This is a genomic window from Undibacterium sp. JH2W (genome assembly GCF_049340425.1).
Lineage (GTDB): Bacteria > Pseudomonadota > Gammaproteobacteria > Burkholderiales > Burkholderiaceae_D > Undibacterium.
The window spans coordinates 21,265-47,687 of the sequence record NZ_JBMPOT010000021.1; the positions used below are offsets into that span (position 1 = coordinate 21,265).

Genomic DNA, 26,423 nt, shown 5'->3' on the forward strand with positions numbered 1-26,423 from the left:
CAAATTTTTACAATAACATTATAGATATCAATAACTTACCACCTATTGCAGCCTTTCCAAAGGATGAAAGAATTTGGCGAATTGACTGGTTCGGGGAAGTAATCTTCCCGAACCGCTTACTTCGCCGAACACAGCCTTCTGTCCTTGTTCACCTTTCCAGAGTTCAAGACGACCGTTTTTGTGAAAAGTTAGAAGATAATGAGAAAGTTTAGCAGTTAGTGAGAAAAATCAGTAGTGTAACAGCCACCGTTTTCACAGTAACATTATAAATATCAATAACTTACTTACAATTTCAGCCTTTCCCAAGGATGAAAAAATTTGGCGAATTGATTGGTTCGGCGAAGTAAGCTTTCCGAACCGCTTACTTCGCCGAAAACAACCTTCTGTCCTTGTTCACCTTTCCAGAATTCTAGACGATCGTTTTTCCGACGATCTGGCAATTCAGCTCTCCCCTCAATCAACTTCACCTGCCAGGTTTCAAAAGAAAGTCTGGCTGTCTATTGGCGCCTTACCGCTTTTGCGTATTGGTGATCTTTGGCTAAATGGTCAGTTGAGAGCGCAGCCTAGCTATGAGCTGGAAGAATTCAAAGATATCGAAATTGACAGGGATTCAGCCCATCTGATCAAAGCCGGGTTAAATCTCGATGACAAGGGCTTTCTACTGCCGATGTCTGAGCATCCGTGGCACATGAATTGCACCCAATCCTACTGCGTGATGCTCAATCTTCCAGGCAATCGTCGATTGATCATTCCCTGCATGGAATTGATCCGATTTTATTTCGGCTCATCCAGTAATCTGATCACAGCGTTGTTCCTGCCACCGCTGAATCGAACATCCCTCTATACCAAAGCCTCACTGAACAAAATTAACGGACGCTTATCATTACAACTCGCGGAACACATATCTGGGGCATCCGCAGCTGATATAGGACGCTTACACATGGATGCCACAGCTTGGCAAGCAGCACTAATGATAGGAACCTCCATGCTTGCCAGTTCTGGCATGCGACAATCGATCTATCCCCAAGGTTTATTTCCTTTTGAAGGAACAACGACATTGATCGCAGCTGGCAAATGGCTTTCATTTGCAGATGAGGCCCGTGCAACATTCATTGTCTACAGCTTACGCTCCTGTTCTCACGCATTTCCATTCAGATCACTACGCTACGAGAAGTATAAGACGAGTACTGGCAACGGTGAGATTGGAAAACTAGGTTCAGGCAGCGCCAAAGAGCGCTCACTCAAATCTGCGAAGGAAGCACAAAATCAAAATCTCGAAGAACGCGACGGATCAAATAATCTGGCAAGTAAGGTAAAATCCATCCGTATGGAGCCACGCTTTCCAGACCTCACAAAGAAATCCATTTGGAAGAATAAAACGCTGATCGGTGCTGACGGCACCGGCAATAAGTACGCTGGCGCAGCACCTCCTGTTCAAGCGGCTGCAGTTGGTCAACCAGGATCAGAACAAAGAATCCGATCGGTGGATTTTTCTGTGCTCATCAATAGAGATCCATCACAACGCTGGCCAGTCCCCAATTTTTTAAAGCCGGTCATTGTGCAGCTTTCTGAATTGAATCGGTTGAACATTGAACTGTTAACGGAAAGCGAGGAAGATGGCTGGACAGTACCTATCCTCATGCTGTCTGATGAAGATGGTGTTATCAACCCCAAATTATTTATTGAAAATAACACAAACACATCACGTCCTCGCCGGGTCGCTGTTTTCGCCATCAAAAATCAGAATGAACACATTAGCTTAGCAATTGTTGAGTCTGCTCCATCCTACATAAAGCTTTACGCAACGAATGGCAAAAATGTTGAAGAAATATTTGATACTTTATCCTGCGTGGCAAATGACTATCTTGCCCGTCCTGAGTTAGAGGAAACCAATATTGCTGATCTTGTTAATTGGATTTTTCGCCCTGACGACGATTGACACTCATAACTATTTTCCATCGTAGCGAATTTCGTAATAGTGATTGTCGTTGCCATTACAACCGTCACAGAATCACGCGTACTTCGAGTAACTATTGATATTCTTTCCTCTGGCTCATAAACACAATTGGACAGTGGCAAATGGTTTCGATTTCATTTAGTGTATTTTTTTATAGTGGGGATATCACCAAAAAAAATCACCACACAATTCTCTAGAGAACTGACGACAATTTCATTTCAGTGAACAACTACTTATGCTTCTTCTATCACATGCGAGCAACTGCTCATCTCGCTCTGGGAAAATGATGACTATAAAAGCATATTCGATCTTGCACAAAACGATCAGATACGCTCTAACCAGATTCTGACTTTCTCTAGACTCCCGAATTTCCTTTTTAGTTTAAGGGCTAAATCACCACCCGAAATGATAACGACGGGATGACCATCTTGCACAAGTTCCTGATATGCCTGGGAGTCCAGATAAGAAGTTGTAACTAAAATGCCAAATTGGCGATGCCTAAGCCGTGAAATAAGTCGAGATAATGCTTTCACTCCGACGGCTACATTCGTACCGTAGCACTTTGCCTCCATCGCAAATTCAACGTCTATGGCGCCCGCGCCGTGTCCAATACGATACGTTCCAATTGCATCTCGTCCCCCATCGCGCCAAGGTCTAGTGATTTCGTATTCACGGATATTAACCAGAAATAGCTTGGCAAGTTCCATCGCACACCGCTCAAACAAATATGGATCATCCTTATAAAAAGTGTAGACAAGTTTTACGTAAGCGCGTAGTTCATCAGTGTCCGGAAGTTGCTGCGATTTCGAACGAATATTTTTTGTAGGTTGAGAGCGTAACGGTGAGAATTTCCGCCCACTCACCCAGTCAAGCCATGGCTTCGGCGCATGCGTAGATCCAACAGCATTACCCGCTTGCATATCTTGAATCCATGCACGAGATATGACTGGGACATCTAATACAGTGAAAGTAGCTTTATAGTTTTGAAATCGAATATCATCCTCAGTTGTCCGCCAAACCGCCACCAAGTCATCATCACTTCCCAAATTTTCAGCTCCCGGAACGGCCAGCCCCAAAAAACGAAGATCTCTATAAATGCCTGTATTTCCGAATAATAAGATGGGAGGGAAATGCTCACTTTTACTATGATTGTGCGCCTCGTCAAAAAGATTGCGGAGCATTAAATTACCCTGCCTGGGAGTCTGGTGCAAATCACCAGGGCTTCGTTTATCGCCGTAATAAATAAAAATTCCGCTTTCACGATCCAGAGAATCTGGCCAGTTAATATCTGAAAAATTTGTCTTCAAAGCAAGCAGTTTAAGTGTACTGACTTCTGGTCTCTTCCCCAAGTGGCGGAACCCAGCGCCGTTATCAACACTTAACAATCGCGGAAGTGGGTCATCTGATGCATTGCCGTTACGGGATCCGCCATACACTTCATCAACGTTCAAATCACAAAGGTCAGGTTCATTGACAATCATTTTGGTCCACTCTTTCTACCGCAGATACGTAAAATAGCAATGTGTCTCTTCGACATCAGAGCATACGCCACTGTCATAAAATCATACTTTTCCCCGAGACCTCCGAATGGCAAAGCGCGCTGATTTCCATACTCATTGCCTTGGTAAGCTTACTCAATTGAAGCATTCATAAATTGCTGGCTTCATTGATCTGTTTCGGGTAGTGTAAAGAGTTATGCCAAGTTGGCACCTCGTTTCATTCAATTCGCTATCATCTATTTTTTTAAAATCATCAAGACAGCCTGTCAGCACACGTTAACCTATATAACCCAAATTATCTAACTGGTGCAAAAGGCTGTTTATTATTAAATGGCGTCGACGGATCATACCAACCGTCATGGCGCTATCAAATTTTGTAAACATATCGAATGATGTCATATGCGGCACCAAAATCATGGGTACTTGCATGTCACGTAGAATTTTAATGATTGGTAAGTAAAAATTTCTATCGTATTGGGAATTTACGAAGCCGACATCGTCCACAGGAATTTGATAGTCGGATGTTTTGATGTGAGAAAATGCTTGCACGCTATCGCCATGTCGACTTGTCATCGAGAGCCAGCAAAGTATCGGCGCTTCAGGAGTATTGAAGCGCAGGGCACTTATAGCATCCACCACTTGATTTGGCTTACTTCTATAACTTTGACCTATTGCCAAATGATGCATGGTCGAAAATTTAGTTTTGTCCTGTATTAGTGATCCGAAGTGAAAGTCTGTGCCAGCAGCAATTACCCCAGTCTTGAATCCTGATTCCAGATAATGTTTCAAGATTTTTTTATCTGGTTCTTTCAGTCGATTCACGTCGGCAATAAACACTTCATCGAAAACATTGAATCTATTTAAGGGAAGACCATACGCTTTGCATAAATACGGTTCATCTGGATTCCAGATGTCTACCTGATCAAATGAACTTGCCTTGAGGACTGTACATCTAGGCGGATTCTTATTTTGCAATGTTGAATAGTATGCTCGTGCTTCTATAGAAAACACTGTCTTCGGTTTAAACCGTAAGTTCAAGATATATCTGATTAAACAGCATATTTCGTCTTCACCTGCGACTTCGCCAGCACTGTTAGTAACATGTGCGACATCATTACAAAAAATTTGTTGTGAAATTTTTTCTAAGAGGTTTTTTGCGAGTCTATATTCGTCTATATTCTTCATTCTTGCGGCAATATTTAAAGCCGTATCATGAGATATCTGACAATCGTATTCAGATGCAAGGATTTTTTTTAAGACATGAGCTTCAGATTGAATTTTGGGTAGCATGATGACTAATTCCTTTTGAGAGAGCACGTTTAGACATTGAACACAAGTGGCGCTACTGCTCGCTCCCTTGATATGTCTGTCCGTACTAAAGAAATTGTCGATGAATTTGAAGTGAAATTGCCTTTTCACCATACGAACTTTAATAGCTCGCGCAGCTGGAATGTCGCAACGTAACAAACTAATTTTACTGTGGTAATTAGTGATATGCAACGAGTATTTTGATTTTTAGCAATGACATACTACGACTGGCAACGTGCCCAGCTTTCCGATTCCAGGAAAATATAATCACTACCGAATGCTTTAGAGTACTGAAGAATTTTGGAGTCGTGGGATTGTGCAGACCTTTGATACGTCTTCGTGTGACGATGGATGTAATTTGGTTTTGTATGACAACCATAAGCCCTTCTTCTACAGTATTTGATAAGTCTTCCAAAAGGAGTATACGTATTGGCATTACACCCAAATACTTTTGCCCAATTTATTTAATTGCTTAAGTTTGGATATACAAAATGAATTTCTCACTGGCAGTGCGTGATTTTTTTGAAATGGGCGATAGGTCAATGATGATGAAAATATTAATTTAGTCGAACGGAAAATATATATGAACGGCGCTTTGAACCAAATCAAACTACTTACAAGTACCACGGCATTGAAAGAAGTTAATATTCCCGATTACTTGAAATCAATGGATTGCACCAAGGCCATACGTTTGCGGCTGACAAGCAATGTGGCATCCCAAGGAGGCTATACTGCATTGGCTTTGTCCATTGGCATATACAGTGCAAAAAGATGGGAGTCCAAAATTACAGACGATAATCTTGGTGTCTCAGATTTATTGGCTCTCGTAAATCATTTCAGCGATCAAGTGCTACCCGCATTACTTTGTAAAAATTCAGGTGGTTACATGCTGGATTGCACAGCCATTCCTGCATCCGACTATAGTTTAAATGACTTGGTCTGGGCATTACGACGCTATTTCGCCAAGACTATTGAACTTAATTGTGATCTTAGAGAAATGAAACTCGAAGGATTGTCCAACTCTTCTATTATCGAATATGGAATTACCCTCTCGAAAGAAATGTTCATCCTCGCACACCAAATTTCACTCTCATTGCACGAAGAAAAAGCAGTTTCAAAAAAACAGAAAAATAGCCTACTTTTGCTGACCAATAACCTGAAAGGAACATTAGGCCAGATTATTGGAGCGCAGAAAGTATCGCTAGCAATGATGGAAAGTGCTATGCGTGGAGCAAATACATTCATGGAAAACGAGTTCGCAATCAAGACTGCGGGCTAATGTTCCTTGATCTGATTTGCTAGCTGCATATCCGCATAAATAAAACCACTCAGTCGCATGAAAAAAGCCACTTGCGGCTCGCTTCAAAACTTTACAAGGAAAATAAATTCTAGTCCTGAATGAGGCGGTGCAGTTACATGCTTTATCTGCACCATAAGTAATGAGGGATTGAACTGTATTTGTTTGATAAAAGCAGCGTTAAGATGCAACTCCTACAAAACATTCAAAAATAACTCGGCACGATCCTATTTTTAGCTTTGTATCACCTATGCCTTGTAGATGGAGGCTAATTGGGTACCTGGATACATCGGAGCATAGTCATCCTGGGCTGGCTTTGATCTGCATATAAGTGAGTGCAATCTCTTGCTTGGACGTTTGATGAAGCTGGGCATAGCCTTACTAGGCTTTAAACTGGGCGGCGTAGTCTGGGTACAGGTTAAATCTGTGGCGCTGCACGGCTAATTCGAGAAAGGCGAGAAACTCGACGATGCTTAATAATGAAGATGGTCAAACATGCAGGATGCCATCACCGTATTCACGTGTCAGTCGATCAACCAGAGCACGCTCATGGGGGAGCATCACACTCTCATCAACAAAGCGCCAGCTTCGCTCGTAGAGACCAAACGCCTCCTCACCGGTGATTGCATCGTGGGGATCACGATTCCAAGCGATCAGTCGGAGCTGGGGGTAATCCCCGATGACAAAGGTATCGATTGCTGCGCTCATGAAGCAACTTTCCCTAATAATATATAATCCCCCGTGTGTTCTGGGACTCGCGGGCGTAAGCTTCCCCCTGGAGACGTTGGAGTAAGCATGGCACACTTTTGCGGGCCATTTGCATTTTGGCTTCAAATTCAAGGCGGCCGGTTTACTTTATATCTGATGCACAATGTATCCACCAATTTGCGAATTCCAGCAGATCTGAATGTGACGAAGATACATTTTTCAGTTCATCCCCGATATTTGGAGTTCCATTTGGCTCTCTGGTAATGAGTGCCAGGTGCATGCCGGTTGGCACACCACGAAAGTAAGGCAAATAATCATCAACAAATGCAACAGGTTTCAAGTCGCTGAGTGCCTTAGCTTTTGGACTGATGCCAGTATCACTGTGCTCGGTCGCAATCACGTCTTCAATTGGAAATCCGTGGTCACGGATATTCTTTAGCCTTGAGAGCCGGTACGCCTCCTTCAGCGCACTTACACACACAATGTCATAACCGGCGTCCTTGAGCAAATGGCAAGCGTCCAGTGCACCTGGCAATGCTGGAATGGTGGACCAGAATTCTTCATCAAAGCACTGACGAAACCGCTCCAGTTCGTTACCAGACACTCTCTGAACACTCCATCGATCTATGGGCCAGTAGGCTAGCGGATCTTTGACTGCTGGCAAGACTCCAAACGCTTTTTGCCATGCCAATGCATAGGAAGCATGATAGTCAAGAAGCACACCATCAGCATCTAAAGCGATGGTCCCTTTGGCCTTGGTTTGGTTATTCATTTTGTAGTTGCATTGTTCGTGCAGATTGTTGGGCAGCCATCGCTGGACTGCTTAATGCGGTTCCATGATTTTATCACCGAACAGGAGGACAGCTTCTTGCAGTGACGACAGCAGATGATGCGTATGCTCCTGCCCGAGTTGGGAGACAGAGAATTGAATGAGTAACTCTCCCAGGCCAATGGCAACGGCTTGGGCTGGGATGCCTGGATTGTTTGACGCGAACTGAGTGACCGTTTCTAAACACTGTGTGCGCAACATAATTGCGCCGCGCTGTAATTCTTTGACCGAATGCATAATTTCTTTAAGTCGTATCCTGGTCTTGAAACCATGGGATATGGTGATAGGTATTGTTTTTTGTCAGAAAGCATGATGGGCGCACGCCACATCAGTTAGCCGTTGACGATGGCATTCAGTTTTGCGCACCATTCTTTGGCTGCTCTCTCGCTCATGTAAAATTTGATGACAGGGTTGCTCTCATCGGCAACTTCCAATATCAGCGAAAAGTCACCGGCACGCTGTACACGCTCAAATGAAGGCATTTGCATATTCGTCGTACCAACTTGTCTGCCTGGACCTGATAGCTCCATGCTTTCCTTAATCTTCCATTCGTAGCGCCAGGCCAGCAAGTACGAGAGTTCATATATCTTGAAATGACCGGTGCTGCTATTGCAAAAAGCCAGCTTCCGGTTTTGTTTGTCGAAAATCAGGAATGCTGGGCTGGGATAACCCAACAGATTTTCAGCGTTGAAATTCAGATTGGACTGCAGATTGATACTCTCCACCAAGCCTTTGGCTTTCTTGTGCATTCCTACCAGTAGTCGGATGGACAAAAAGCAGATGACTACTGCCACCACGAAGAAAGTGAAAACACCGCTTGTCCTGTTGTCGTGAGACAGGAGCATGCCTATTAGTGCACCAATAGCCCCAATGCCGGATAAACCTGCGGCAGGAACCGCAAACGTTGCGAGCAATGCCAGGCCAAGGCCTTTTGCTGATCCCATGATGTTGCGTCCAAATTCAACTGGTTTTATGAAATGGTAAATCTATCTTTATGACCCAAAAATCAAGAAAGTAAACGTATTAGGTAGATTTTATGAAATTATAAACGTAATGAGAAGTTTTAAGAAGCCCTCAATGTTGATTTACTGAAGGTAGTCAACTTTGGAGGTTTACATGGAGGATGTTCGGCATTTGGTCGGTCAACGCGTGCAAATTCTGCGCAAGCGCAAACAACTGTCACAGGAAGAATTGGCTGGCCGGATTGGTATCGATACAAAGTCGTTGAGCAGACTGGAGCGAGGTCTGCATTACCCATCGTTAGAGACGCTGGAACGTATTCGCTTAGAGCTTGACGTGGATTTGAAGGACTTCTTCGACTTTGACGGCAAGCCCTCTGCCGAAGAATTAAGGGACTTCCTGATGCGAACTGCCAGTAAAGCCGACTATTTAAATTTGGTGAAAATGACGCATGCTGTCAAGGCAGCGCTTCAGGATTGAAATGCTTTGATCAAACAAATTTCCTAGTTCTTTGAAAATTTAATATTGCCTTACAGTACGGTTCAAGTATACGCTTCTCTCGTCCCCAAACAACCGGGCCGCATGTCAATGAATAAATTGACAAAATTATGTGCTTGGCGGGAACTGCTTCATCAATTCTCTGATAATTTTGTTAGCCTGTTTTTGAATGATTGATGTAGGTGTGTATCCTGGAAAATTCATCGTCATAGACCAATATGGTAGAAACGGCTCTGAAAATGTCGTAATGGTTTTGCCGTTCTCCATATTTTCCTCCGCACCAGCCCCAAGCCACTCCGCAGGCAACGGATACAGTGCCTTGGGATTGTGAATAAGTATCGTTCCCTCTCGCCAAGATTCTCGCACCTCTTCAGGTGCCCCAACTTCATATAGGAATGGTTCAGGTAGTGCGGCGTTAGGGTCATGCCTATAACATGCTCCATAACGAAGCATCCGCACCGCGCCAATTCGATGGCCGGCTTCCAAACCCATCCTTGCGAATTTAGGGATTGTTCCAGAATTTGCGAACAATACGGCGGAAATATTTTCGGCTCCCGGTTGTGCAAAAAACCCAGAAGGAATGCATTTGAGCCCCGATCGATGCTCATCGATTGGTAACTCAGAGATGATCAAGCTACCATCTGCATCGTGATACCACGTTTGTCGATACCCGAAAAGCAAATGTGTCAAAGTAGTGGATGTAAACATAAGGGCACCTGGCTCATGAAAACACTGAATAGCCAATATAAGTGGTTTCCCCGCGACGTGTGGCAGGTCCCAATAGCGCTTCTTAAGCTTCGAAAACAAGGGACTTCCCATTCGGATGGCAAGATCATTTCGAAGGTAATTTTCTAACTCGACTTCGCTGCGAGAGGTAGGCAAAGCTCTATAAGGTTGATGTTCTTTCGTAGGCTTTGGATTTGCCGTCACTGCTTCAACTACCGCACTAAAGCCACCCTTTGTGATCATGAAATCGGGACGATCATGACTGCGATCTATAGTGTGATCATTCTCCTCAAACATAGCGAACAAAAACATTTCAAATGTCCGCGAATCAAAACCACTGGTTTGAAATTGTTCGACGAAATTTCCATCAGGATCGTCAAAGCGTTTTTGAATTTCACGAAGAATTTCTCGAGCAGGTGCGCACATCGGCGAATCACGCAAGGTCAAGAATTGTGGATGAAGCTTGTTCTTTGTAGATTGATTCGCAAATAAGTCTACTCCCATCCTGGCTCTCCATTAACTCGTCCATTCAAGCTGCATCATCACTTCGGCAACCCCAAGCTTGTAATTCGTATTACTGCAGATGTGAAATCAGCCCGATATAAACTCCTTGTGTCGTTTTATAAGATGACTGGCCATCCTATTAAACTTCCAGATGTCATCAGAATACGCCTGTAGCATGCCAGAATAGTTATTTATGAGGCCTGCATTGGCTTCTTTTGCGGCCCAAAGTAATAGGTCAACAAGATTTGTAGGAGCATGGAAAATGATCCATGGATGAGGCATTGCGTGGCTACCACCCATAACGCCGCCATTGCAACTGCTTATCGTGGCACAACCAATTGCTGTTAAAGCCTCGACTAAACCTGCGACACCAAAATCGAGTCCGATCAGCGAATCAAAATCATCAAATAGTTCATCAGAAATTTCTGCCAATGCTTCCTCTTGCTCCTCTTCGGGAATGGATTCAATTCTGGTAAGTAGTTCAGCTTCATTTGCAATTGTTTCAATTGCTTCATCTATACTCACGTCACAAATTTGACCATAGTCATGGTTCTCATCAAGGCCGTCCGTGCTGGTCAGCCGTTCTTCATCTGGCATTTCCATCAGAGATGAATTGACCGATTGTTCGATAACTACATCTGCGGTATAAAGCATAAAACGCTCCCAGATTTTAAGTTTAAGGACTTTGCTATATAAATTTCTACTCTATGGTGGACAGATTAACAAAAGAGCAACGCCGACGCAATATGTCGGCAATAAAGGGAAAGAATACTGCCCCCGAAATTGTGGTCAGAAAACTCCTACACCGACTTGGCTTCCGATTCAGACTGCATGACCGAACACTACCTGGCACTCCTGACATCGTGCTACCCAAATATCGTACTGTAATCATGGTACATGGCTGTTTCTGGCATCTACACGGGTGCGCACTGACCAAAATACCTGAAACACGTAGGGACTTCTGGCTCAATAAACTTGAAAAAAATCGGGCCCGAGACACAAATCAAGAAGCACAGCTCCTCTCCAATGGTTGGACGGTAATCACTATTTGGGAATGTAACCTGAAGTCAGAACACGCTCTACTTGCGCAGATTCAACCACTTATTGATAAAAAAAACAGCCCGACATGACCTCGTTCTGACTAAGCCCCCTCCTAATCACAGATAATTTTTGATGAAAATCAACCCTGTGTATTAACAAGGCCCGCTCTTTCTGCTGCAAGCACAGCGTCAAGGGCAGGTTTCGCCTGTTTTGCCGATGGTTTTTTTTCCCAATCCCCGGCTGCATAGCTGGCCAAGGTTCGACAAATCCCAGCAACCCTCCAGTGTATAGTTCCCGTTTTTTGGCCGCGCTCCGCAACCTCCATCCAGATAGCACTTGGAATTTGCATACACCGAGCAATACGCTCATAGTCGACAGCCGAATGAGTCGCTGTCGCTGGGATCGTTAAGTTATCGTCTATATTCGCATAAGAGAGTTCTGGCGGTAACGGATCTTCAAGAGCCGGTAACTGATCTTGAATGTCTTTCCAACAATCCGCCTTTTTAAACCATTCACTAGGGTTCTTTTGGCCAGCCGACCTGCGCATGATTTCATTCAGATTTACTGACCAGTCAGCAATTAAATTCTCTAGCTCAGGACTGATATTCTGTTTTGACCACAACCTGTCGTAGTCAACACGTCCACCGGTCCGACGCAAAAGTCCTGAAACAACGTAGGCAGTTATTTGTGCTCCGTAGGCAGGAAACTTCAAGCCCCTGATCTTTTTTTCAGCAGCGCGGTACAAAATAGCGATGGCTATCAGACGCTTGAACCATACCTGATCAGGTGCTGGTGATGGCTCATCTTTCAATCTCTGCATAAAACTCTGAAAATTCTTCTGTCCTCCCAGGCAGACCTTGTCCGGAAGACCTAGCAATGCGCTTAAATACCTGGCCACATCAAGCTTGCTTAGTCTCCGATGTTTTGGCGTTTGCTGACGAAAATTATTCTGATCACTTTTGCGATAGGCAGCGCTCTGCTCAGCCGCGAGATATGAGCCCCGAGCACGCTCGTAAAACCATCGCCCTTTTCCGTCATCCAGCCAAGTTGTATTGGCCAGGGTCTCGATTTGCTGGTGAAAGGGATCGTTCGCTGAGAAATCAGCCAGTTGCACAGTATTTTGTCGGTTAGCTGCGCGGGATATCGATGCAACCATTTCGCTTAAATCGGCCCCTCCGACCTTGATGATCTTCACTGGAACCGAAACATGATCCAAGCTCAAAGAATCCTTGCGACGCGCCCGATGCAGAGACGCCGTAGTCTGACCTCCGTTGACAATCTGCAGACCTTGTAAGGAATGAATGCCCAAGCCACCGGCAATATTCTTAGCAACAACGAGGTCATCGACTGTTGCCACGATTCCGTTATTAAAAGCAAGAAACATTGAGGGTTGCTCGGCAATCGTTTTGCGAAGTTCAGCATTGACACTTTTACGGCCTTGCAGCCCAAGGAAGGCACGCACGTTCAATTCCAGTAAACGGGCACCATACCGATCGTAGACCTGTGAGAGCACCTTACCAGGCAGGACGGCCAGATAGGCGTCATATTCATCATTTTGCGCAGGGACATGAAGACATGGAAGACTATTGCCAATCAATGAAACCAAATCAACGGCAATATCTGCCCGGGTTTCACCTTTGCCGAGGATACGGAACAGGCGAACAATGTCATAGACCTCAAATTCAAGGTGCTTCCCGCGCCACTCGTCTGGTGGAGTGAAATTGCCGACAATACCGTCCGCCAGTAGTAAGATACGAATAGCAGAAAGCTTATTCGACTCTGTCTCAATCAGACGTGCCAGATCACTGGCATCGGTATTAGCCGGTTCAAGTTGCGATGCAAGTCCATCAACACAAGCACTTGCAAAACGCAATGCACGATTCAGAGCTTTCGCGACGTCTGCCGAAGGAATCTTATTGGCAGGCAGGTCACCCGAATAGATTGTTGTGAACAGATCCAGTCGTGACCGATCTTCGTCATACGCATAGCCGTCGATTCGATATACTGCATTTTTAACTCGCCCTTCCTGATACAAGGGAAAAGCTCCGTCCAGGTGGCCAGCTTCTTCAAGCCTTTCAAGAATCAATCTAGTGAATACCTCCTGAGAAAAGGGCAGTTCATCAGTGAGTCCCTCTTCAATTTCAGCGATGATTTCTTTGTAAAAATCGACAATTGCCTCATTACTCATGAATGGTCTCTTTAACAAATGTATCAATGGTGGAGTCCGTATCTATAGAGAAGGGGGCAAGTGATCGCACATCAAGTGTATAACTTGCCTCAGTGATTGCTATAGGAAGATTCATCCGCACCAGTCGCGGGAAATTCTGAGAGACGGTATAAGTCACTATCGTTCGGAGTTCAACCTTTGGTGTGAGCAATGCTGCATTGTCATCTGGCATCAGACCACGGCGAAGCAGTGCATTTTTAAATGTGCGCCGCGCCCCCTCATCAGGCAGTCTTTCAGCAATTGTAGTAATGATGTTTTGCAGGGAACGTCCTTCGGGCGCTTCTATCAGTCTGACATTAAGTAGATCTAGACGCCTTAGCCCTGATGTGTCCAATTGATCAAGCTTAGAAATTGTGATGGACGAGGCAGGACCTAGAGACGTCTTTGCTTCCAATGCATGTCCGTCACGATGAAAATCATGTAGACCATCATTTGGGGCCTGCCAAGTCGACAGATGCTTCGAACTGATCGAAAGCAACTGTTCAAGTACAAGTAGCTCCCCAATAAGCCCTATAGTGTCCGATCTTGAAAGTCCAGAACGGCAATCGCGTAAAAATTGCCGCCAAGCATCTAGTCGAGCTAAAAACTGATCAAGCGCCTCAATATCATCCTCTTGAGAGGCTGCAGCAACGACATCAGCACAAATAGTTGAGAATAAATCTCGCCTACTATCATCCTCCAAAGACAAGACTAAAAGCGTGCCCGTGTCATCCGAAATAAGTTGAAAACGCATGCCTCCCAGCTCGAATAAAGCATGAGGAGCAACCGATGTCTGAAGTATCAGACACGGAGCATTATCTGTCGCCCGCACCGCAACCAGGATATTGAGAGAAACCTCCGCCGAAAGCAGCTTTGTTCGGTATAAACGCGCTACCGGCGCGACGTGTAAAAGGTCGATCCACGCATCATTGAGCTTTGCTAACCAGTTGATCATGATTCCTCGCGTTGCGCTACACTGTTGATCAGGTAAACACGCTTGTCGGCAGAGTTACTATCTGGAAAACTGACGACAACACTAATGACTGGCCGATCAGTAACTTCAACTTCAGCTAATTCCGGATCAATAGGGTAAATGATTAACAGGCCATTTTGAGGGCGGGCACCTCGAACCTTGCGAATAAATTCGCCCGAGGGAACCAATCCTTCCATTTTGTTCCTAGACCGCCGCTCCTTGTTGGTCCTAATTAGCGCATCCGCAAACTCAACATCACTAAGATCTATGGCCTGGTCAAGGGGACTTAGCGTCGTACCGATAATAAATCGGTCATCAGGCAAAGATTTACCGCTCCTTGAGGGCCTTGGCTTTCGCTCGACACAATTCCGAAGTTCACCTGCAACGTTAACCTGTTTCTTTGTACCCGTTGCTAGGAAAACGGTCCAATCAGTCAACTCAGGGGTTGACGTTCCAAGCATTTCATTAATGTATGCAGCTAACTTGCTTCCGTTAATCTGCAAACTTTCAGGTGGAAAGCTCAAGTTGCTCAGGTATTCAGCCACATTACGGCCAGGCACTTTCGTCCAGACTGTTCCTTGCGCGTTTCCCCCTTTTGATCCAGGACGGGGTGGGTTATCCACTCTACTTTCCTCGTCATTCAAAATCCGAATGAAGTCATCTGTTATGTCTGCATTTCGTTCAATCGTATGCCGGTCACGGAACATTACAGTTTGCACTTTACCTTCGCCTGCATAGCTACTTTGACGTAATTCAGCATGACGCTGTTTGTTGTTAGCAGTAACTCCGAGGATGTCATGAACACTCACTTTGAGACCAAACTGCTTGGGCGTAGCATTTGTCAATGCCATTTCAAAGAACAGCTCTCGAAGCTCCTTTTGAGAAGTCGCCACATAACGGAACCAGTCTTCCATGTCTGGAGTCGTATATAGGCGGCACAGATCCGCAAAGCCGCGACGATAGCCGAACCAGCGCCCCATCTGCAAAAGACTGTCATACTGACGGGAAATTCGGAGAAAATAACTTACAGAGAGTCCTTCAAGTGTCAGGCCCCGCGACAGCTTGTCTCCCCCAACGGCAATAACGGAAAATCCTGTTTTTTTATAGGCATCATAATCAATATCAGCCTTTGTTTTTCCATTTGCCGTAATAACCCGAATCTTGTCTGAGCTATTAGCAATTTTTGAGCGAACCTGATCCCAGGTCACAGGGATGGTGTTGCGGCCGTATACCGTCGACTCTACTGCCTGAGTTGTCGAGAGATAATCGTTATCCCACACGTCTTTCAAACGTTGCAATGTTCCCTGATCCCCATTAGAGATCATCGCTTGCGTTTCCGTCAAATATTGTTCAACCTGCCGATGAACTTCTATGTGAACATCAACAAAACGGGAAACGTGGACCAACATAGAATTGTGTTCAGTTTCTTGGCCTCTTGCTGCACGAGCAGCGCAAGTCAGGAGAAACGCGTCAATCGCCTGTTCCAGGCTTTGGGGAATAACGTCCTTGCCTTCGAATCGGGGTTTCAGTGTTTTGTCGTGCTTTTCGGTAATCCAGTTTTCATCAGTCTGATCAAGTGTCCGAACAAGGGGAAGGCCAGGGTTATCATAGTCATCATTTGTACCGAATACTGCAGCAGGCCCAAAATAATCGTCTGGTGGCGTCAATGAAACGATAAACGTCGATGGGAATAGGTCTGGGCCGTAATACGCCGCAGCGCGCTCGTCATGGATAAAGATATTAGCAAACGGTGTAGCCGTATATCCGACATAAGCTCTTCGCTCAAACTTCATAAGAAGTTTCCGTATTTCGCCATTGACACTTTTCGGGTCGTAATCCTCTTTAAAGGTGCCATCCTCAAGAAGAGGTTGGTCGCCGGTATCGATAGAGGCTTGATCGGCCTCATCATCAATCACGAGGACAGGTGAAGATCTTGCTTGGCTAGGGAGTCGAGCGACCCAATTATTCAGGTTTTCGAGGACACTCGCGTTTTTCTTGACAATAAAAAGACAAGGCTTATTGTCAGGAGAAAAACTGGTCTGATCTGCAACGCGCTGATTGAAGTCTCCGTTCATATCCGCCATCGTCATACTATCGACTAATATCTGCTTGAAAGTGCCGACACCAATGTTTTCCATCGGCTGGTTTGCGCGACGATTTTTAGGATTTGTGTTGTATCCGAGAAAATCCAGATCAAAACGTTTCTGTGTCTGGAGGCGCAAGATTTTATGCATCCCAGCCAGAACAATGATTATCCGGTAACCAGCGTCTGCTGCACGATTGGCCACACCTGCATAACTGGCAGTTTTTCCTGACTGGACATCACCTACAACGAGACCGCGCCAGTCCCAACTGCCTGGTCGCTGTGGATCATCTAGTAACTCCACAATTCTGGCGGTACTGTTCTGAAGTTCTTTGCAAGATTCTTCTGGCCAGCCATCCTCCTCTAGCTTACTGAGATACCTTTGCATAAAGGGGCCAGGTTGGCGACGCTCACCAACGTACCACGGCGCAGGCCTCGAGTCAGGATCCTTTAATATCAGTGCCGGACCTTGTTCTGTAATGAACATTGTCCAGAGCAGACGTATTGCCTCATCGACAGTATCGGGGCCGACAGTCAGCCCCATAGCCATGCTAAACACGGCAATATCAAGTTCTACAACCTTTTTGATCGCCTCTATATCTATTTGCTTGCCCGCTTCCTGCTGCATCTGCAGGATTTTTCGTGCTCTTAACGCAACCGCTTCAGCCACATCAATCATTATCCTCTCCCAGCTTACGTAAGATTTCCAACTTTAGTTTTGTTAAATCTCCTGGGAGATTAAGAAGCAGCATATCGATACGTTGAGAAAGAGCAATAGTTTCTGGTAATGCTTTACTCAGTTCAATCAACTGATCGCTTAATTTAGCGATTTCATCTGGCTCAAAGACTGCAGTTGCAACGCCTTCAGATTCAGATACTTCTAACCATATTCGCTCAATTGGAACATTTCGCTCGATCAACGACAGAATGGCATCAAGTCCCCCCCCACTGTCATTTTTTGCTTGCCGATAGGCGACGATCGCAGGATGCTCTCGATTAATTCTGTAGTGAGATCCCTTCGGGCCTTGATTCGCAAGCCATATAGGTGGAGCAGTATGCTGCGAGCCTTTAACACGAGGTCCTCTGCCACGAAAGGCAAAAACCTCCCGCGCCTCTTCTCTACAATGTCTAGCAATTAGCGTTAGACGTGCGCGGAGAGCTCCCGGAGGTCGTGCCTGTGATTTACGAACATCTATACGCCAGTCACGATCGAGTTCGGCAGGAAGATCCACCTGAATACGTGCGAGACGGCTCGCCTCATCGCGGGTCCACATGCGTACTCCACCCAGCCCAAGCCAGCTCCCAGCGACAAGAAGGCGCTTGCCTCGGTAGACATAAAACCCTTGTCTGGTAGCCCACCCACCAGGCCCACCCGCTGACTCGTATTCGGCATCGTTTTCAAAACGATCTCTATGCGGAAGAATATAAGGTTTAACACTAAGCGCAGTTCCCCCATGTCTTATGCGCTCCAACGGCAATTCTGTAGTGGCCGTATGTGCAGTTTGAAAGGGATCCCAGCCCTTAATGGCGCGACCATTCAGTAGAATAGATACTGAACGTGCATCCCCATTGATAAAACGGTGAAAAACCATGCCAAGATGCGCTCGAATTCCTTCCAGACGGATATAGAAGGCCTCTTTATTTAAACCGGTTAATCCGCTTAATTCATCAATGCGATCCCAAATTACAACCGTGGCGCTAGGGCGCGACAAAAGGGCGGTTACGTAATGATGGTCAGGCAGGTTATCTGGTACCGTGGCAATCCATCCCTTGTTAGCTACGGTTTCGATGTCCAAGACAACAGCACTCACACTCTCTGCAACTTTCGTCACAATGGTCATGCGACGGCTCTGCGAAAGCGAGGCTGTTTTTAGCCCCATACCAAAACGTCCGAGATCCCCCTCGCTTCTTATGCAATCTGGTCCATCCCCCCCTAACCTCATAGCATCAATTAATTGCGCCTCATTCATTCCATGACCATTATCCAGCAATGCAGCAACAGGGTCGCCGTCATTCCAATGGAGGTCGATTTCGACATCAGTGGAACCAGCTGTGATGCTGTTATCTATAAGATCTGCCAATGCCGTTTCTGGGGAATAACCGAGCCCTCTTAATGAAGTGATCAAGGCAAAAGGTTTTGGGGGAATTTCTATCGTACGTCCAGTCAGCATGCTTACCCAGATATTGTTTTATTTCAGCAAAATTGAAATTGTTGTGTTTTTTTCACATAATAAACGATTATTTCTACTTACAAGCTAGCTAATGCATACTTTTCTGCACCTCTGATGGTTGCACGAGACTTCGGTCAGCCCATCTAATCAGATTGGATAAGCCTGATCAGTGGTATGATTAGTCAGCTTATAAGTTAGGGGAAATACAACGTTTATTTATATGGCGTGGCGGAATTACGACATTCCCTGTCTCCCCTTTTTAAATTTGATCTAGCCGAAGTGCCCTTGACCTGGTAACCTGGCGTAATTTGTTTATCCTGGTGGGAAAATGGCAACATTTGTCGATTTATTTTGTGGTGGAGGTTTTGGAGCTCGAGGAGCAGTCCGTGGCGGCGGCGAGCCGTTACTTGGTCTGGATGCTTGGGAACTTGCCACAAAAACTTATAAAGCTAACTTCCCCGGAGCCGATATCCTTACAAAGCGTATTGAGGATGTCGATATCGCTGCTCTAGGCATGCGGTACGCTCCAGAAGTACTCTTAACGTCCCCAGAGTGTACTTCGCACTCCATAGCTCGCGGCTCAAAACCTGGTACGGAACTTAGCCGCGAAACCGCTCTAGGCATTGTCCCATGGATTGAGGCTATGCAACCACGCTGGGTGATTGTGGAAAATGTAAATCGAATGAAAAAATGGTCTCGCCATAACGAACTGGTACAGACGATTGAAGAATTTGGATATACAGTCAGCGATCTATATTTGAACTCCTCTGAATTTGGCTCGCCTCAGGCACGTAAGCGCATGTTTCTTGTTTGTGATCTAGAAGGAACCACCGTCACAAAAGAAGAGTTACTCGAAACAATCGAGTTTGAGCACATGACGGCCAGGGATGTGATCAACTGGGATGCTGACTACAAGTCTGAACCCTTGTACAAACCAACTCGCGCTGCAGCCACGCTAGAGCGTGCCGAAAGGGCAATAGCGGAGCTAGGGGAAAATGTTCCCTTCATCATCGTCTATTATGGCTCCGACTATGCTGGGGGGTGGCAAAATCTTGATGCTCCGTTGCGAACAATCACAACAATTGATCGCTTTGGATTAGTTACGTGGAAAGAGCAGATCCCTTATCTTAGAATGCTTCAACCTGATGAACTGCTCCGAGGCATGGGCGGAGGGGATGATCATATTCTGCCATACGGCAATCGCCGCGAAAAGGTTAAGCTGTGCGGAAATGGTGTCTGCTCCGATGTGATGACGGCAATCTTCAGTTGGATCGAGCTAAACCGGTAGTGACCACTTTTGATGTTGCGTATCCTGAGTAATCATCTACCTTAGATCAATTCTGAAAACATCCTGGACTGATCTTTAATTCGCCTCTTAATGATAGCTATCGAGCCGATCCCTCCAATTAGAAAATCTCCGCACAATACTTCGATACCAATCAGGCGGCTCAGAAAAATCCTTCAACAAAACATTGTATCGAACCGCACCGCTACGCCAAGCCAGCTCCAATCGCGTACCTGGCGATAACATCAGCCACATGGCTAGCTGAAGCAAATGATGTCTTTCTTTAATTGAACGCATTTCCAAAGAAATGCGTCCAGTGGCTAAGCGAATATCAGAGCATCCAATCTGATCCAGCACAAAATCCCGCAAGGAAACATGCCGATATTTTGAAGTTAAAATCATGCTCAACTGATGCAATACAGAATATCGTCCCAGGTCCCACTTGTCATCACCTGCATGACCTGGGTCAAGCACGTTGCATGCGTTCAGCAATAAAACAGTAGCATCGCGATCATAGAACAATGGTTCTACTGCAGGAGCAGCCCTCAGATCAAATCCGCACTCATGGCAATATGCAAGCGTACCTGCATCAAGTGCATCGACGTTCATGATATCGATCCGGTGAAAGGCTATAGCAGCAGCACACTGTGGACAACGGTCCAGCATCATTGTTTGGTGCTTAGTGCAAACTGTATAAAAAGCGATGCGCCATCGCTTCCTGAAATAAGGAATGCGATCCTCAGCTAGACAGGTGGGACAGCATTGCAATCCGTACCCCTCCCGCTTGCGATGGTACAACTTGAGAGCGAGAATCCATTGCAATCCGCCCGACACTTTGGATTTTCGGTAAAGCAATCCTTCATAGGAACGCAGTGTCGTATTCCATGTAATCTGTGACGGGGTCGCCGTCCGCTGGCTTAATTCGTCAATCAGCCATGTTGGAGCCAGGCGATCCATGTCCCGGTTCCAGATTTGGCGCTGATTGCCAAATATTAAATTACAGAAAGTCTGAACCTTCAAGCCGTGACCATGTGCAAGTCTTACTAGCCAGGAAGATAGTAGTTCGTCCGGTAACGGCCTATAGCGTATAGGCCATAGAGGCGAAGTGATACCCCTCATGTCGCCTTCAGGCGTCGGTATTGTTTACGTTTAGAGGGAGGTACCCATGTTAGTTCATTGATCCGCTCCACGGTAATGCATTCGGTCTTGGTACGAATTGCATCCACTGCCAACTCTTTCACCAGGTCACACATATCTCCTAAAGTACCTTCGCTACGCATATGGATAGTCAACATTGATGAAGGCGCTTTAAGAGTCGACGGTTTTCTCAAAGGCATACGCTGTTCCAACGTTGCCAGTAGAGCGCCAAATTCATTATTCGCTCTCCATAGAGGCAGCTCCTCTGGAGTAAAACGACTCGACATTTGCGGATCAGTATTGAAAGCATTGTAGGCGTCTTCAATGCCAGCAGCGACTATAGCAACGGAAGTTTCATTGCCCAAACTTTTCAAGGCATTTCTGAATTCCTGCTGCCGGTTTAAACTACCTGCGATCAGATGATGAATCTCATCCACAATCAACATTTTCACTTCCATTTGCCGGAAAAGTTTCTTAATCTGAGAGTATTTTTCTGGCACTGACGCTGTTGGCTTATAAGGCGTCATGAGCACGTCTAAAATGCGCGTATAGAAGTCAGAAATATCCGGTTTGGGTGGAGCTTCCACTAAAACAACGGGACAAATAGTAATCTCGTTGGTTGGATCAAGGTCCGGTGGATGGAGTGATAAAAATCGCTCAAGAATCGAAGTTTTTCCATTGAATGAAGGCGCTACCAACAACATATTTGGCATGCGCGTAATACGTGGGTAGTTTAATAGGTCTTCCATCCGGGCAAGGATACGCTTCGCATCCTTGTATCCCAGCCAAGTACCCTCGCGAATAGCATAGATGCGCTTCTCGTCATTGCAATCAGCCATAGCCGATGCCGCTTCACTCAAGTGTGCATAATCGTGAGGCGTAGACATTAATCATCATCCAATGGCATTACGGAATCGGGATCGTAACCGCGCACGGCGTCAGGCGGCTCAGAAGAAGTTGGGCTGCTGACGTTTGGAAGATTTTCCGCCATAACTTTGCGTGCCTCAGTATGCTGTGCACGTCTTTGCTGAGCACGCCTGGCGGACTTAGTCTTTTCTGCAGCATTCTCTTCAATTTCGCGCCGCTGATTAATCAGAGCAAACACTTCTTTTTCATTTTCACGTGGGATACCTAGTTCATCAGCTCGCCGATGTGCTTCACGCAATTCCCAAATACTGACTGGGGGCAGACTAGTGTCGCGATAGGGTATAGCACAATAACGTCGCGAAATTTCATCGAAAAAATAGAGAGTACTGATATCCCGAGGGTCACGATGAAACGGAAATTTGCGTCGATGCCCCTTGAATTCTGGATGTTCAGCATTGATCCATGGTCGTAACACGTCATGGTAATAATGTATTTCATCAATCACGACACCGTAATTCTGGACTGTTCTTTCAATAAACGGCATAAAGTCGATGCGCATTTTTTCTTCATCCAATCGTCGTGCAGGCAACCCTCGACCTGGCTTTCCTTTCGTCCCCAGCAAACCTTCCTTCCACTTCATTAAAGGCGGGATACCGATTCCTGAATGACGTTTTCGGTGGTAGGCTGCGAAAAACAGAATCAACCAGCGTTCGAGTTCACTAAAGGTCATGCAAGCACTTCCCTCAGCGTCATATTCCCCTTTCTCCGCAGGCCCTGAAAAGGTGGCACCCTTTACAGTTTTTAGTCCCTCAGACACCGTTCCCATCAGTCTTTCAATGTGAGCGCCATAGCGTGGTTTTTTGACGGGGCGCAAATGGAGATCTATATCGTATTCCTTACATGCGACATTGAGCATGTTGCCGCGAAATTCACGTGCGTTATCCATATGCAGAACTCCCATCGTTCCCCAACAAGGCCAATCCGTTGTGGTCACATTCAAACGCGTCATCCATTTTTCTTTTGGCAATATCGCATGCGCAATACACATTCCCGCTGACATGGCAGAAGGTGCATCAAGTGACAAATGCATACCAAGACACACGCGACTGAAAACGTCGATTGCCAGAGTGATCCAGACACGCTTAATCGATTTCCTGTAAATGTCATCAACAATAACAACAGGCAGTTCTGTATGATCAATCTGTACCATTGCCAACGGCCAGTCTGCATCGGGAATACTACCTTTGATAGCATCGAACTTGTCATGGGCAACCGCGATGCCTTTACGCTTGGCTACGCGCTCTCGGCCCGAGGTCCTTTCCAGACGGTCCCGAATTGTATTCGCTGCAGGCAAGGCGAGATTGGCATTGGAACAACGCCTTCGGATTTCTACAATAGTTGCAGCGATAGAAGGATTCTGATTCGTATCATGAAAATTCTCAAAACAATCCTGAATGATAGCCTCAACCTCGGGAGATAATCTTGATGGCCTCTTACCTCCTTTTCCACCTGGACTTAGTATCAAGGACGATACCAAACCCGTGTCCCTAAATGCAGCCAGCCATCGATAAATCGTTGCACGGCTTACACTCGCAGCAAGTGCTGCCTGGTCGGCAAGAGCATTAGATTTTCGGTAGTCATTATTGAGAAGAGGCTCTATGTGTCGCCGACGTTCCTCAGCAACCTCCCATTCCATTTCTGAGACACTTGTAAAATCGTGAACAATGGGCTGGGGAGTGTTTGGTTTTTCTATTTTCTTTGGCGGTCCCAGCTCTCCAATCTTCAGGAGCACCTTTTCATTGGAACCGACTTCTTTTGCCAATACCAAATTGAGGTCTGCAAGAGCGACGATGACGTAGTCGCGACCATTGTTTGTTATTGTTGCGCCTTCGGTAATCCAAAGCAGAGTGCGTTCCTGTTTACTCATATTTCATTCCCAGGCAAACACAGTACAGTGCCATGATGGATAGGCTGATCCCAGTCAACCACCAGGTTCCGTATCACGATTGCATGCCATATTATTGGAAGCCAATGAAGCCGATCATCATCAGTTGAAGTAAGGCAGTCAAGAAGCTCATCGACGGGCAATATCCCGTTGTTTTCACGCACGATTTGAATTATCTGAGAACTATCGTGAATCGCAGGTTCAATATTGCGGTATTCGCGGAGGAATTTGAGATTTGCCAGCCTTTGCGTTCGAATTTCCACTTGCGTGGTTATTCGGAAATCCCAGCCACGTTCAAGCGCGAAATTTTTTGCCGCTTCGAATTTAGGAGCGTATTTTTCAGCATTTCGCTCCAGGTCATCGGTATGCTTAATCTCAGTAAGCAATGGTTTGGGGATTTCCCCGGATTCAAAATCTGGGTGATATCTAACAAGTACATCGGGAACATATCCCTTGGCTATTCCTGGGACTTGAATAATGACTGGCTGCGGCTCAAAACTGGCGACCCTTTCATTGAAGTCCAAAAGCAACATGTACTCTTTTTCGAGAAGAGACTCGAATGCATCCATTTGACCGTTCTTGCGGCTGGCAAAACTCCCAGTTACGACAAGATGGTTTTTTGGAATTTTTCGTACAGGCATAGACCTCCCGGTCAATACGTTTATGAATCACTGCACTTTTTTTGTTGCCCTTATGAACTATATGGCACCCATCAACACAAATTCTAATCGCATTATTGGCAATCTGAAAACAAGTTGATAAACAAATATGGTAGGGATGTGGGTTGGATAATACGATTAGAGCGGCGGCCTTGTATTTCTGCGATCGCTGAGGCAGTTGAAGTGCGTTAATATGAGAGTTTCGATAAAAAAAATACAATTAATGTATTGAAAATTTGCTTGTTGGTTTCATTTAATTAGGGTCGACGCCATGTGCCGACCGGCCCAACGGCCGAACTCACTTTTCTGAGGAACAGATATGTCAAAAGAAACTGGTAAGAAGACGGCCTCCCTAGCTGGCAAAACCCTCGGTAGCACAAACGCCTCAGCAATTCAAAAGAGCTTGGCAGGGAGCGCACTTGCCCAAGCCGGAACAAATAAGACAACCAGTAAGTCCATTGAAACCAAAGCTTCAGCGGCTCTGAAAAGCGGCCAGTCGGCGACAGCAACCAAGTCCCTGGCGGGATCATTGGTCTCGCAATCGAAGAAAAACAACTGACGCAACTATCGCTGCGCCCAATGGGCGCAGTCGAAAAACAATTTAGAGAGGTGCAACTTGTCCTACAGTCTTGAAAACCGACTCGTCATCGGCGTAGCTTCCAGCGCAGTATTCGATTTGCGCGACTCCGATGCTGTATTTCGTCGGGATGGCGAAGCCGAATACCGAAAATACCAACGGGCGCACCTCAACGAGCCATTCCCAAAAGGGATAGCCTTCCCTTTCATTAAACGCATTCTATCCTTGAACGACCTTAGCAAGCCGGATGACCCACTTGTAGAAGTCGTTTTGCTTTCGCGCAACGATCCTGATACAGGCTTACGAGCGATGAAGACCATTGAGCACTACGGCCTAGGAATGACTCGTGCGATTTTTATGCAGGGACGTTCTCCATATGAGTACATTCCCGCGTTAAACATTGCGTTGTTCCTGTCAGGGAATAAACAAGACGTAGATGCGGCGATTCGTGCAGGTCATCCTGCGGGTCAAGTTCTTGATTCGAACTACGTGGACAATGAGGAGGATCTTACCCTCAGCATCGCGTTTGACTTCGATGGTGTATTGGCCAGTGACGAATCCGAGTCAGTATATCAATCGAGTGGGGTGTCAGAGTTCCATGCACACGAGGTACGTAACGTCATGCAGCCCCACAATCCAGGGCCCCTTAAAGAATTCCTGGTCCGGATTTCAAAAATTCAGGCGGTAGAAGAAGAATATAAAAAGGAGAATCTGGAATATCAAAATCGGCTGCGCGTCTCAATTGTGACTGCTCGTAATGCACCGTCGCATGAACGTGCGCTCAAAACACTTGAGAGCTGGGGCGTTTATGCCAACGATGCGTTTTTCCTGGGCGGAATCGACAAAGGGAAAATTTTAGGCGTACTTAGGCCTCACATCTTCTTTGACGACCAGCCGGGACATTTGAAATCAGCGAGCGCCGTTGCGCCTTCAGTACATATTCCATTCGGTATTATTAATGCAACACCCGAAATCTCTACTATGGCGGACACAACATCCCCGCAGTTGTAGTCAGATTCTGTCCCCACTGAGTGCTAAGCGACTTATATGGAAAAATCTAGTTCACTTGATCGAGCAGGGTCCATTTGCATGCAAATGGACCAGCTAAATTATCAATACACTAATGTTGATACTTTCCAGTCGATACTGGATTGCCAAGAACAGTTGGCGAGTACGTGAAGAACTGGTGGTGA

Annotated in this window: 23 protein-coding genes; 7 read left to right on the plus strand and 16 right to left on the minus strand. The window is 45.9% G+C overall.

Annotated elements, in window-relative coordinates; all coding sequences use genetic code 11:
* Nucleotides 1-517: 517 nt before the first annotated feature.
* On the plus strand, nt 518-1,939 hold the full coding sequence (locus ACO0LC_RS24815) for a hypothetical protein (RefSeq protein WP_423008213.1): 1,422 nt from the start codon (nt 518-520) through the stop codon (nt 1,937-1,939).
* A 341-nt stretch (nt 1,940-2,280) separates the two neighbouring features.
* Here the strand turns inward: ACO0LC_RS24815 and ACO0LC_RS24820 are convergent, their stop codons facing one another.
* A complete protein-coding gene (locus ACO0LC_RS24820; RefSeq protein WP_423008215.1) occupies nt 2,281-3,438 on the minus strand; it encodes a restriction endonuclease in 1,158 nt (385 codons plus the stop codon).
* A gap of 294 nt (nt 3,439-3,732) precedes the next feature.
* A complete protein-coding gene (locus tag ACO0LC_RS24825) occupies nt 3,733-4,746 on the minus strand; it encodes a hypothetical protein (protein WP_423008217.1) in 1,014 nt (337 codons plus the stop codon).
* Nucleotides 4,747-5,347: 601 nt separating this feature from the next.
* Here ACO0LC_RS24825 and ACO0LC_RS24830 point away from each other — a divergent pair.
* Complete coding sequence (locus ACO0LC_RS24830; RefSeq protein WP_423008219.1) at nt 5,348-6,043, plus strand: hypothetical protein; 696 nt, start codon at nt 5,348-5,350, stop codon at nt 6,041-6,043.
* A gap of 507 nt (nt 6,044-6,550) precedes the next feature.
* Here the strand turns inward: ACO0LC_RS24830 and ACO0LC_RS24835 are convergent.
* From ACO0LC_RS24835 to ACO0LC_RS24850, 4 genes are all read right to left on the minus strand, one after another.
* Nucleotides 6,551-6,769 (minus strand): hypothetical protein, encoded by a 219-nt coding sequence (locus tag ACO0LC_RS24835; protein ID WP_423008221.1) that lies wholly within the window; start codon nt 6,767-6,769, stop codon nt 6,551-6,553.
* Between the two features lie 142 nt (nt 6,770-6,911).
* Nucleotides 6,912-7,541, minus strand: coding sequence for an HAD family hydrolase (locus ACO0LC_RS24840; protein WP_423008223.1), 630 nt, complete (start codon nt 7,539-7,541; stop codon nt 6,912-6,914).
* Nucleotides 7,542-7,592: 51 nt separating this feature from the next.
* Complete coding sequence (locus ACO0LC_RS24845) at nt 7,593-7,835, minus strand: hypothetical protein (protein WP_423008225.1); 243 nt, start codon at nt 7,833-7,835, stop codon at nt 7,593-7,595.
* A 95-nt stretch (nt 7,836-7,930) separates the two neighbouring features.
* Nucleotides 7,931-8,542: a hypothetical protein gene (locus ACO0LC_RS24850; protein WP_423008227.1), complete on the minus strand. Its 612-nt coding sequence runs from the start codon at nt 8,540-8,542 to the stop codon at nt 7,931-7,933.
* A gap of 172 nt (nt 8,543-8,714) precedes the next feature.
* On the opposite strand from ACO0LC_RS24850, the gene ACO0LC_RS24855 reads away from it, so the two are divergent.
* Complete coding sequence (locus tag ACO0LC_RS24855) at nt 8,715-9,038, plus strand: helix-turn-helix domain-containing protein (RefSeq protein WP_423008229.1); 324 nt, start codon at nt 8,715-8,717, stop codon at nt 9,036-9,038.
* Nucleotides 9,039-9,164: 126 nt separating this feature from the next.
* Here the strand turns inward: ACO0LC_RS24855 and ACO0LC_RS24860 are convergent, their stop codons facing one another.
* Together ACO0LC_RS24860 and ACO0LC_RS24865 are read right to left on the minus strand one after the other, a co-directional pair.
* Nucleotides 9,165-10,286: a hypothetical protein gene (locus ACO0LC_RS24860; RefSeq protein ID WP_423008231.1), complete on the minus strand. Its 1,122-nt coding sequence runs from the start codon at nt 10,284-10,286 to the stop codon at nt 9,165-9,167.
* Nucleotides 10,287-10,373: 87 nt separating this feature from the next.
* Complete coding sequence (locus ACO0LC_RS24865; RefSeq protein WP_423008233.1) at nt 10,374-10,940, minus strand: hypothetical protein; 567 nt, start codon at nt 10,938-10,940, stop codon at nt 10,374-10,376.
* Between the two features lie 53 nt (nt 10,941-10,993).
* On the opposite strand from ACO0LC_RS24865, the gene ACO0LC_RS24870 reads away from it, so the two are divergent.
* Complete coding sequence (locus ACO0LC_RS24870) at nt 10,994-11,416, plus strand: very short patch repair endonuclease (protein WP_423008235.1); 423 nt, start codon at nt 10,994-10,996, stop codon at nt 11,414-11,416.
* A gap of 50 nt (nt 11,417-11,466) precedes the next feature.
* On the opposite strand, the gene ACO0LC_RS24875 is transcribed toward ACO0LC_RS24870, so the two are convergent.
* Genes ACO0LC_RS24875 through ACO0LC_RS24890 form a run of 4 tightly spaced genes read right to left on the minus strand, consistent with a single transcriptional unit; the run spans nt 11,467 to nt 18,760 of the window.
* The gene (locus tag ACO0LC_RS24875) at nt 11,467-13,515 is read right to left on the minus strand and encodes an AIPR family protein (RefSeq protein ID WP_423008237.1); all 2,049 of its coding nucleotides are present in this window, start codon (nt 13,513-13,515) and stop codon (nt 11,467-11,469) included.
* Nucleotides 13,508-14,488 carry a PD-(D/E)XK motif protein gene (locus ACO0LC_RS24880; protein WP_423008239.1) on the minus strand — a complete coding sequence of 327 codons (981 nt, stop codon included), beginning with the start codon at nt 14,486-14,488 and terminating at the stop codon, nt 13,508-13,510. Before ACO0LC_RS24880 ends, ACO0LC_RS24875 begins: the two co-directional genes overlap by 8 nt.
* Nucleotides 14,485-17,268, minus strand: coding sequence for a Z1 domain-containing protein (locus tag ACO0LC_RS24885; protein WP_423008241.1), 2,784 nt, complete (start codon nt 17,266-17,268; stop codon nt 14,485-14,487). Before ACO0LC_RS24885 ends, ACO0LC_RS24880 begins: the two co-directional genes overlap by 4 nt.
* On the minus strand, nt 17,261-18,760 hold the full coding sequence (locus tag ACO0LC_RS24890; RefSeq protein WP_423008243.1) for an ATP-binding protein: 1,500 nt from the start codon (nt 18,758-18,760) through the stop codon (nt 17,261-17,263). The genes ACO0LC_RS24885 and ACO0LC_RS24890 overlap by 8 nt, the downstream gene beginning before the upstream one ends.
* Nucleotides 18,761-19,088: 328 nt before the next feature.
* Here ACO0LC_RS24890 and ACO0LC_RS24895 point away from each other — a divergent pair, with 328 nt between their 5' ends.
* Nucleotides 19,089-20,048, plus strand: coding sequence for a DNA cytosine methyltransferase (locus tag ACO0LC_RS24895; protein WP_423008245.1), 960 nt, complete (start codon nt 19,089-19,091; stop codon nt 20,046-20,048).
* Nucleotides 20,049-20,135: 87 nt separating this feature from the next.
* On the opposite strand, the gene ACO0LC_RS24900 is transcribed toward ACO0LC_RS24895, so the two are convergent.
* From ACO0LC_RS24900 to ACO0LC_RS24915, 4 genes are read right to left on the minus strand one after another with little or no spacing between them, the layout of a single operon-like run.
* Complete coding sequence (locus ACO0LC_RS24900; protein WP_423008247.1) at nt 20,136-21,164, minus strand: TniQ family protein; 1,029 nt, start codon at nt 21,162-21,164, stop codon at nt 20,136-20,138.
* Complete coding sequence (locus ACO0LC_RS24905; protein WP_423008249.1) at nt 21,161-22,069, minus strand: TniB family NTP-binding protein; 909 nt, start codon at nt 22,067-22,069, stop codon at nt 21,161-21,163. The genes ACO0LC_RS24900 and ACO0LC_RS24905 overlap by 4 nt, the downstream gene beginning before the upstream one ends.
* Nucleotides 22,069-23,976, minus strand: coding sequence for a Mu transposase C-terminal domain-containing protein (locus ACO0LC_RS24910; protein WP_423008251.1), 1,908 nt, complete (start codon nt 23,974-23,976; stop codon nt 22,069-22,071). The genes ACO0LC_RS24905 and ACO0LC_RS24910 overlap by 1 nt, the downstream gene beginning before the upstream one ends.
* Nucleotides 23,973-24,635, minus strand: coding sequence for a TnsA endonuclease N-terminal domain-containing protein (locus ACO0LC_RS24915; protein WP_423008253.1), 663 nt, complete (start codon nt 24,633-24,635; stop codon nt 23,973-23,975). Before ACO0LC_RS24915 ends, ACO0LC_RS24910 begins: the two co-directional genes overlap by 4 nt.
* A gap of 337 nt (nt 24,636-24,972) precedes the next feature.
* Between ACO0LC_RS24915 and ACO0LC_RS24920 the strand changes: the two genes are divergently transcribed.
* Nucleotides 24,973-25,212 carry a hypothetical protein gene (locus ACO0LC_RS24920; protein WP_423008255.1) on the plus strand — a complete coding sequence of 80 codons (240 nt, stop codon included), beginning with the start codon at nt 24,973-24,975 and terminating at the stop codon, nt 25,210-25,212.
* A 57-nt stretch (nt 25,213-25,269) separates the two neighbouring features.
* A complete protein-coding gene (locus ACO0LC_RS24925) occupies nt 25,270-26,241 on the plus strand; it encodes a 5'-nucleotidase (RefSeq protein WP_423008257.1) in 972 nt (323 codons plus the stop codon).
* Nucleotides 26,242-26,423: the final 182 nt, after the last annotated feature.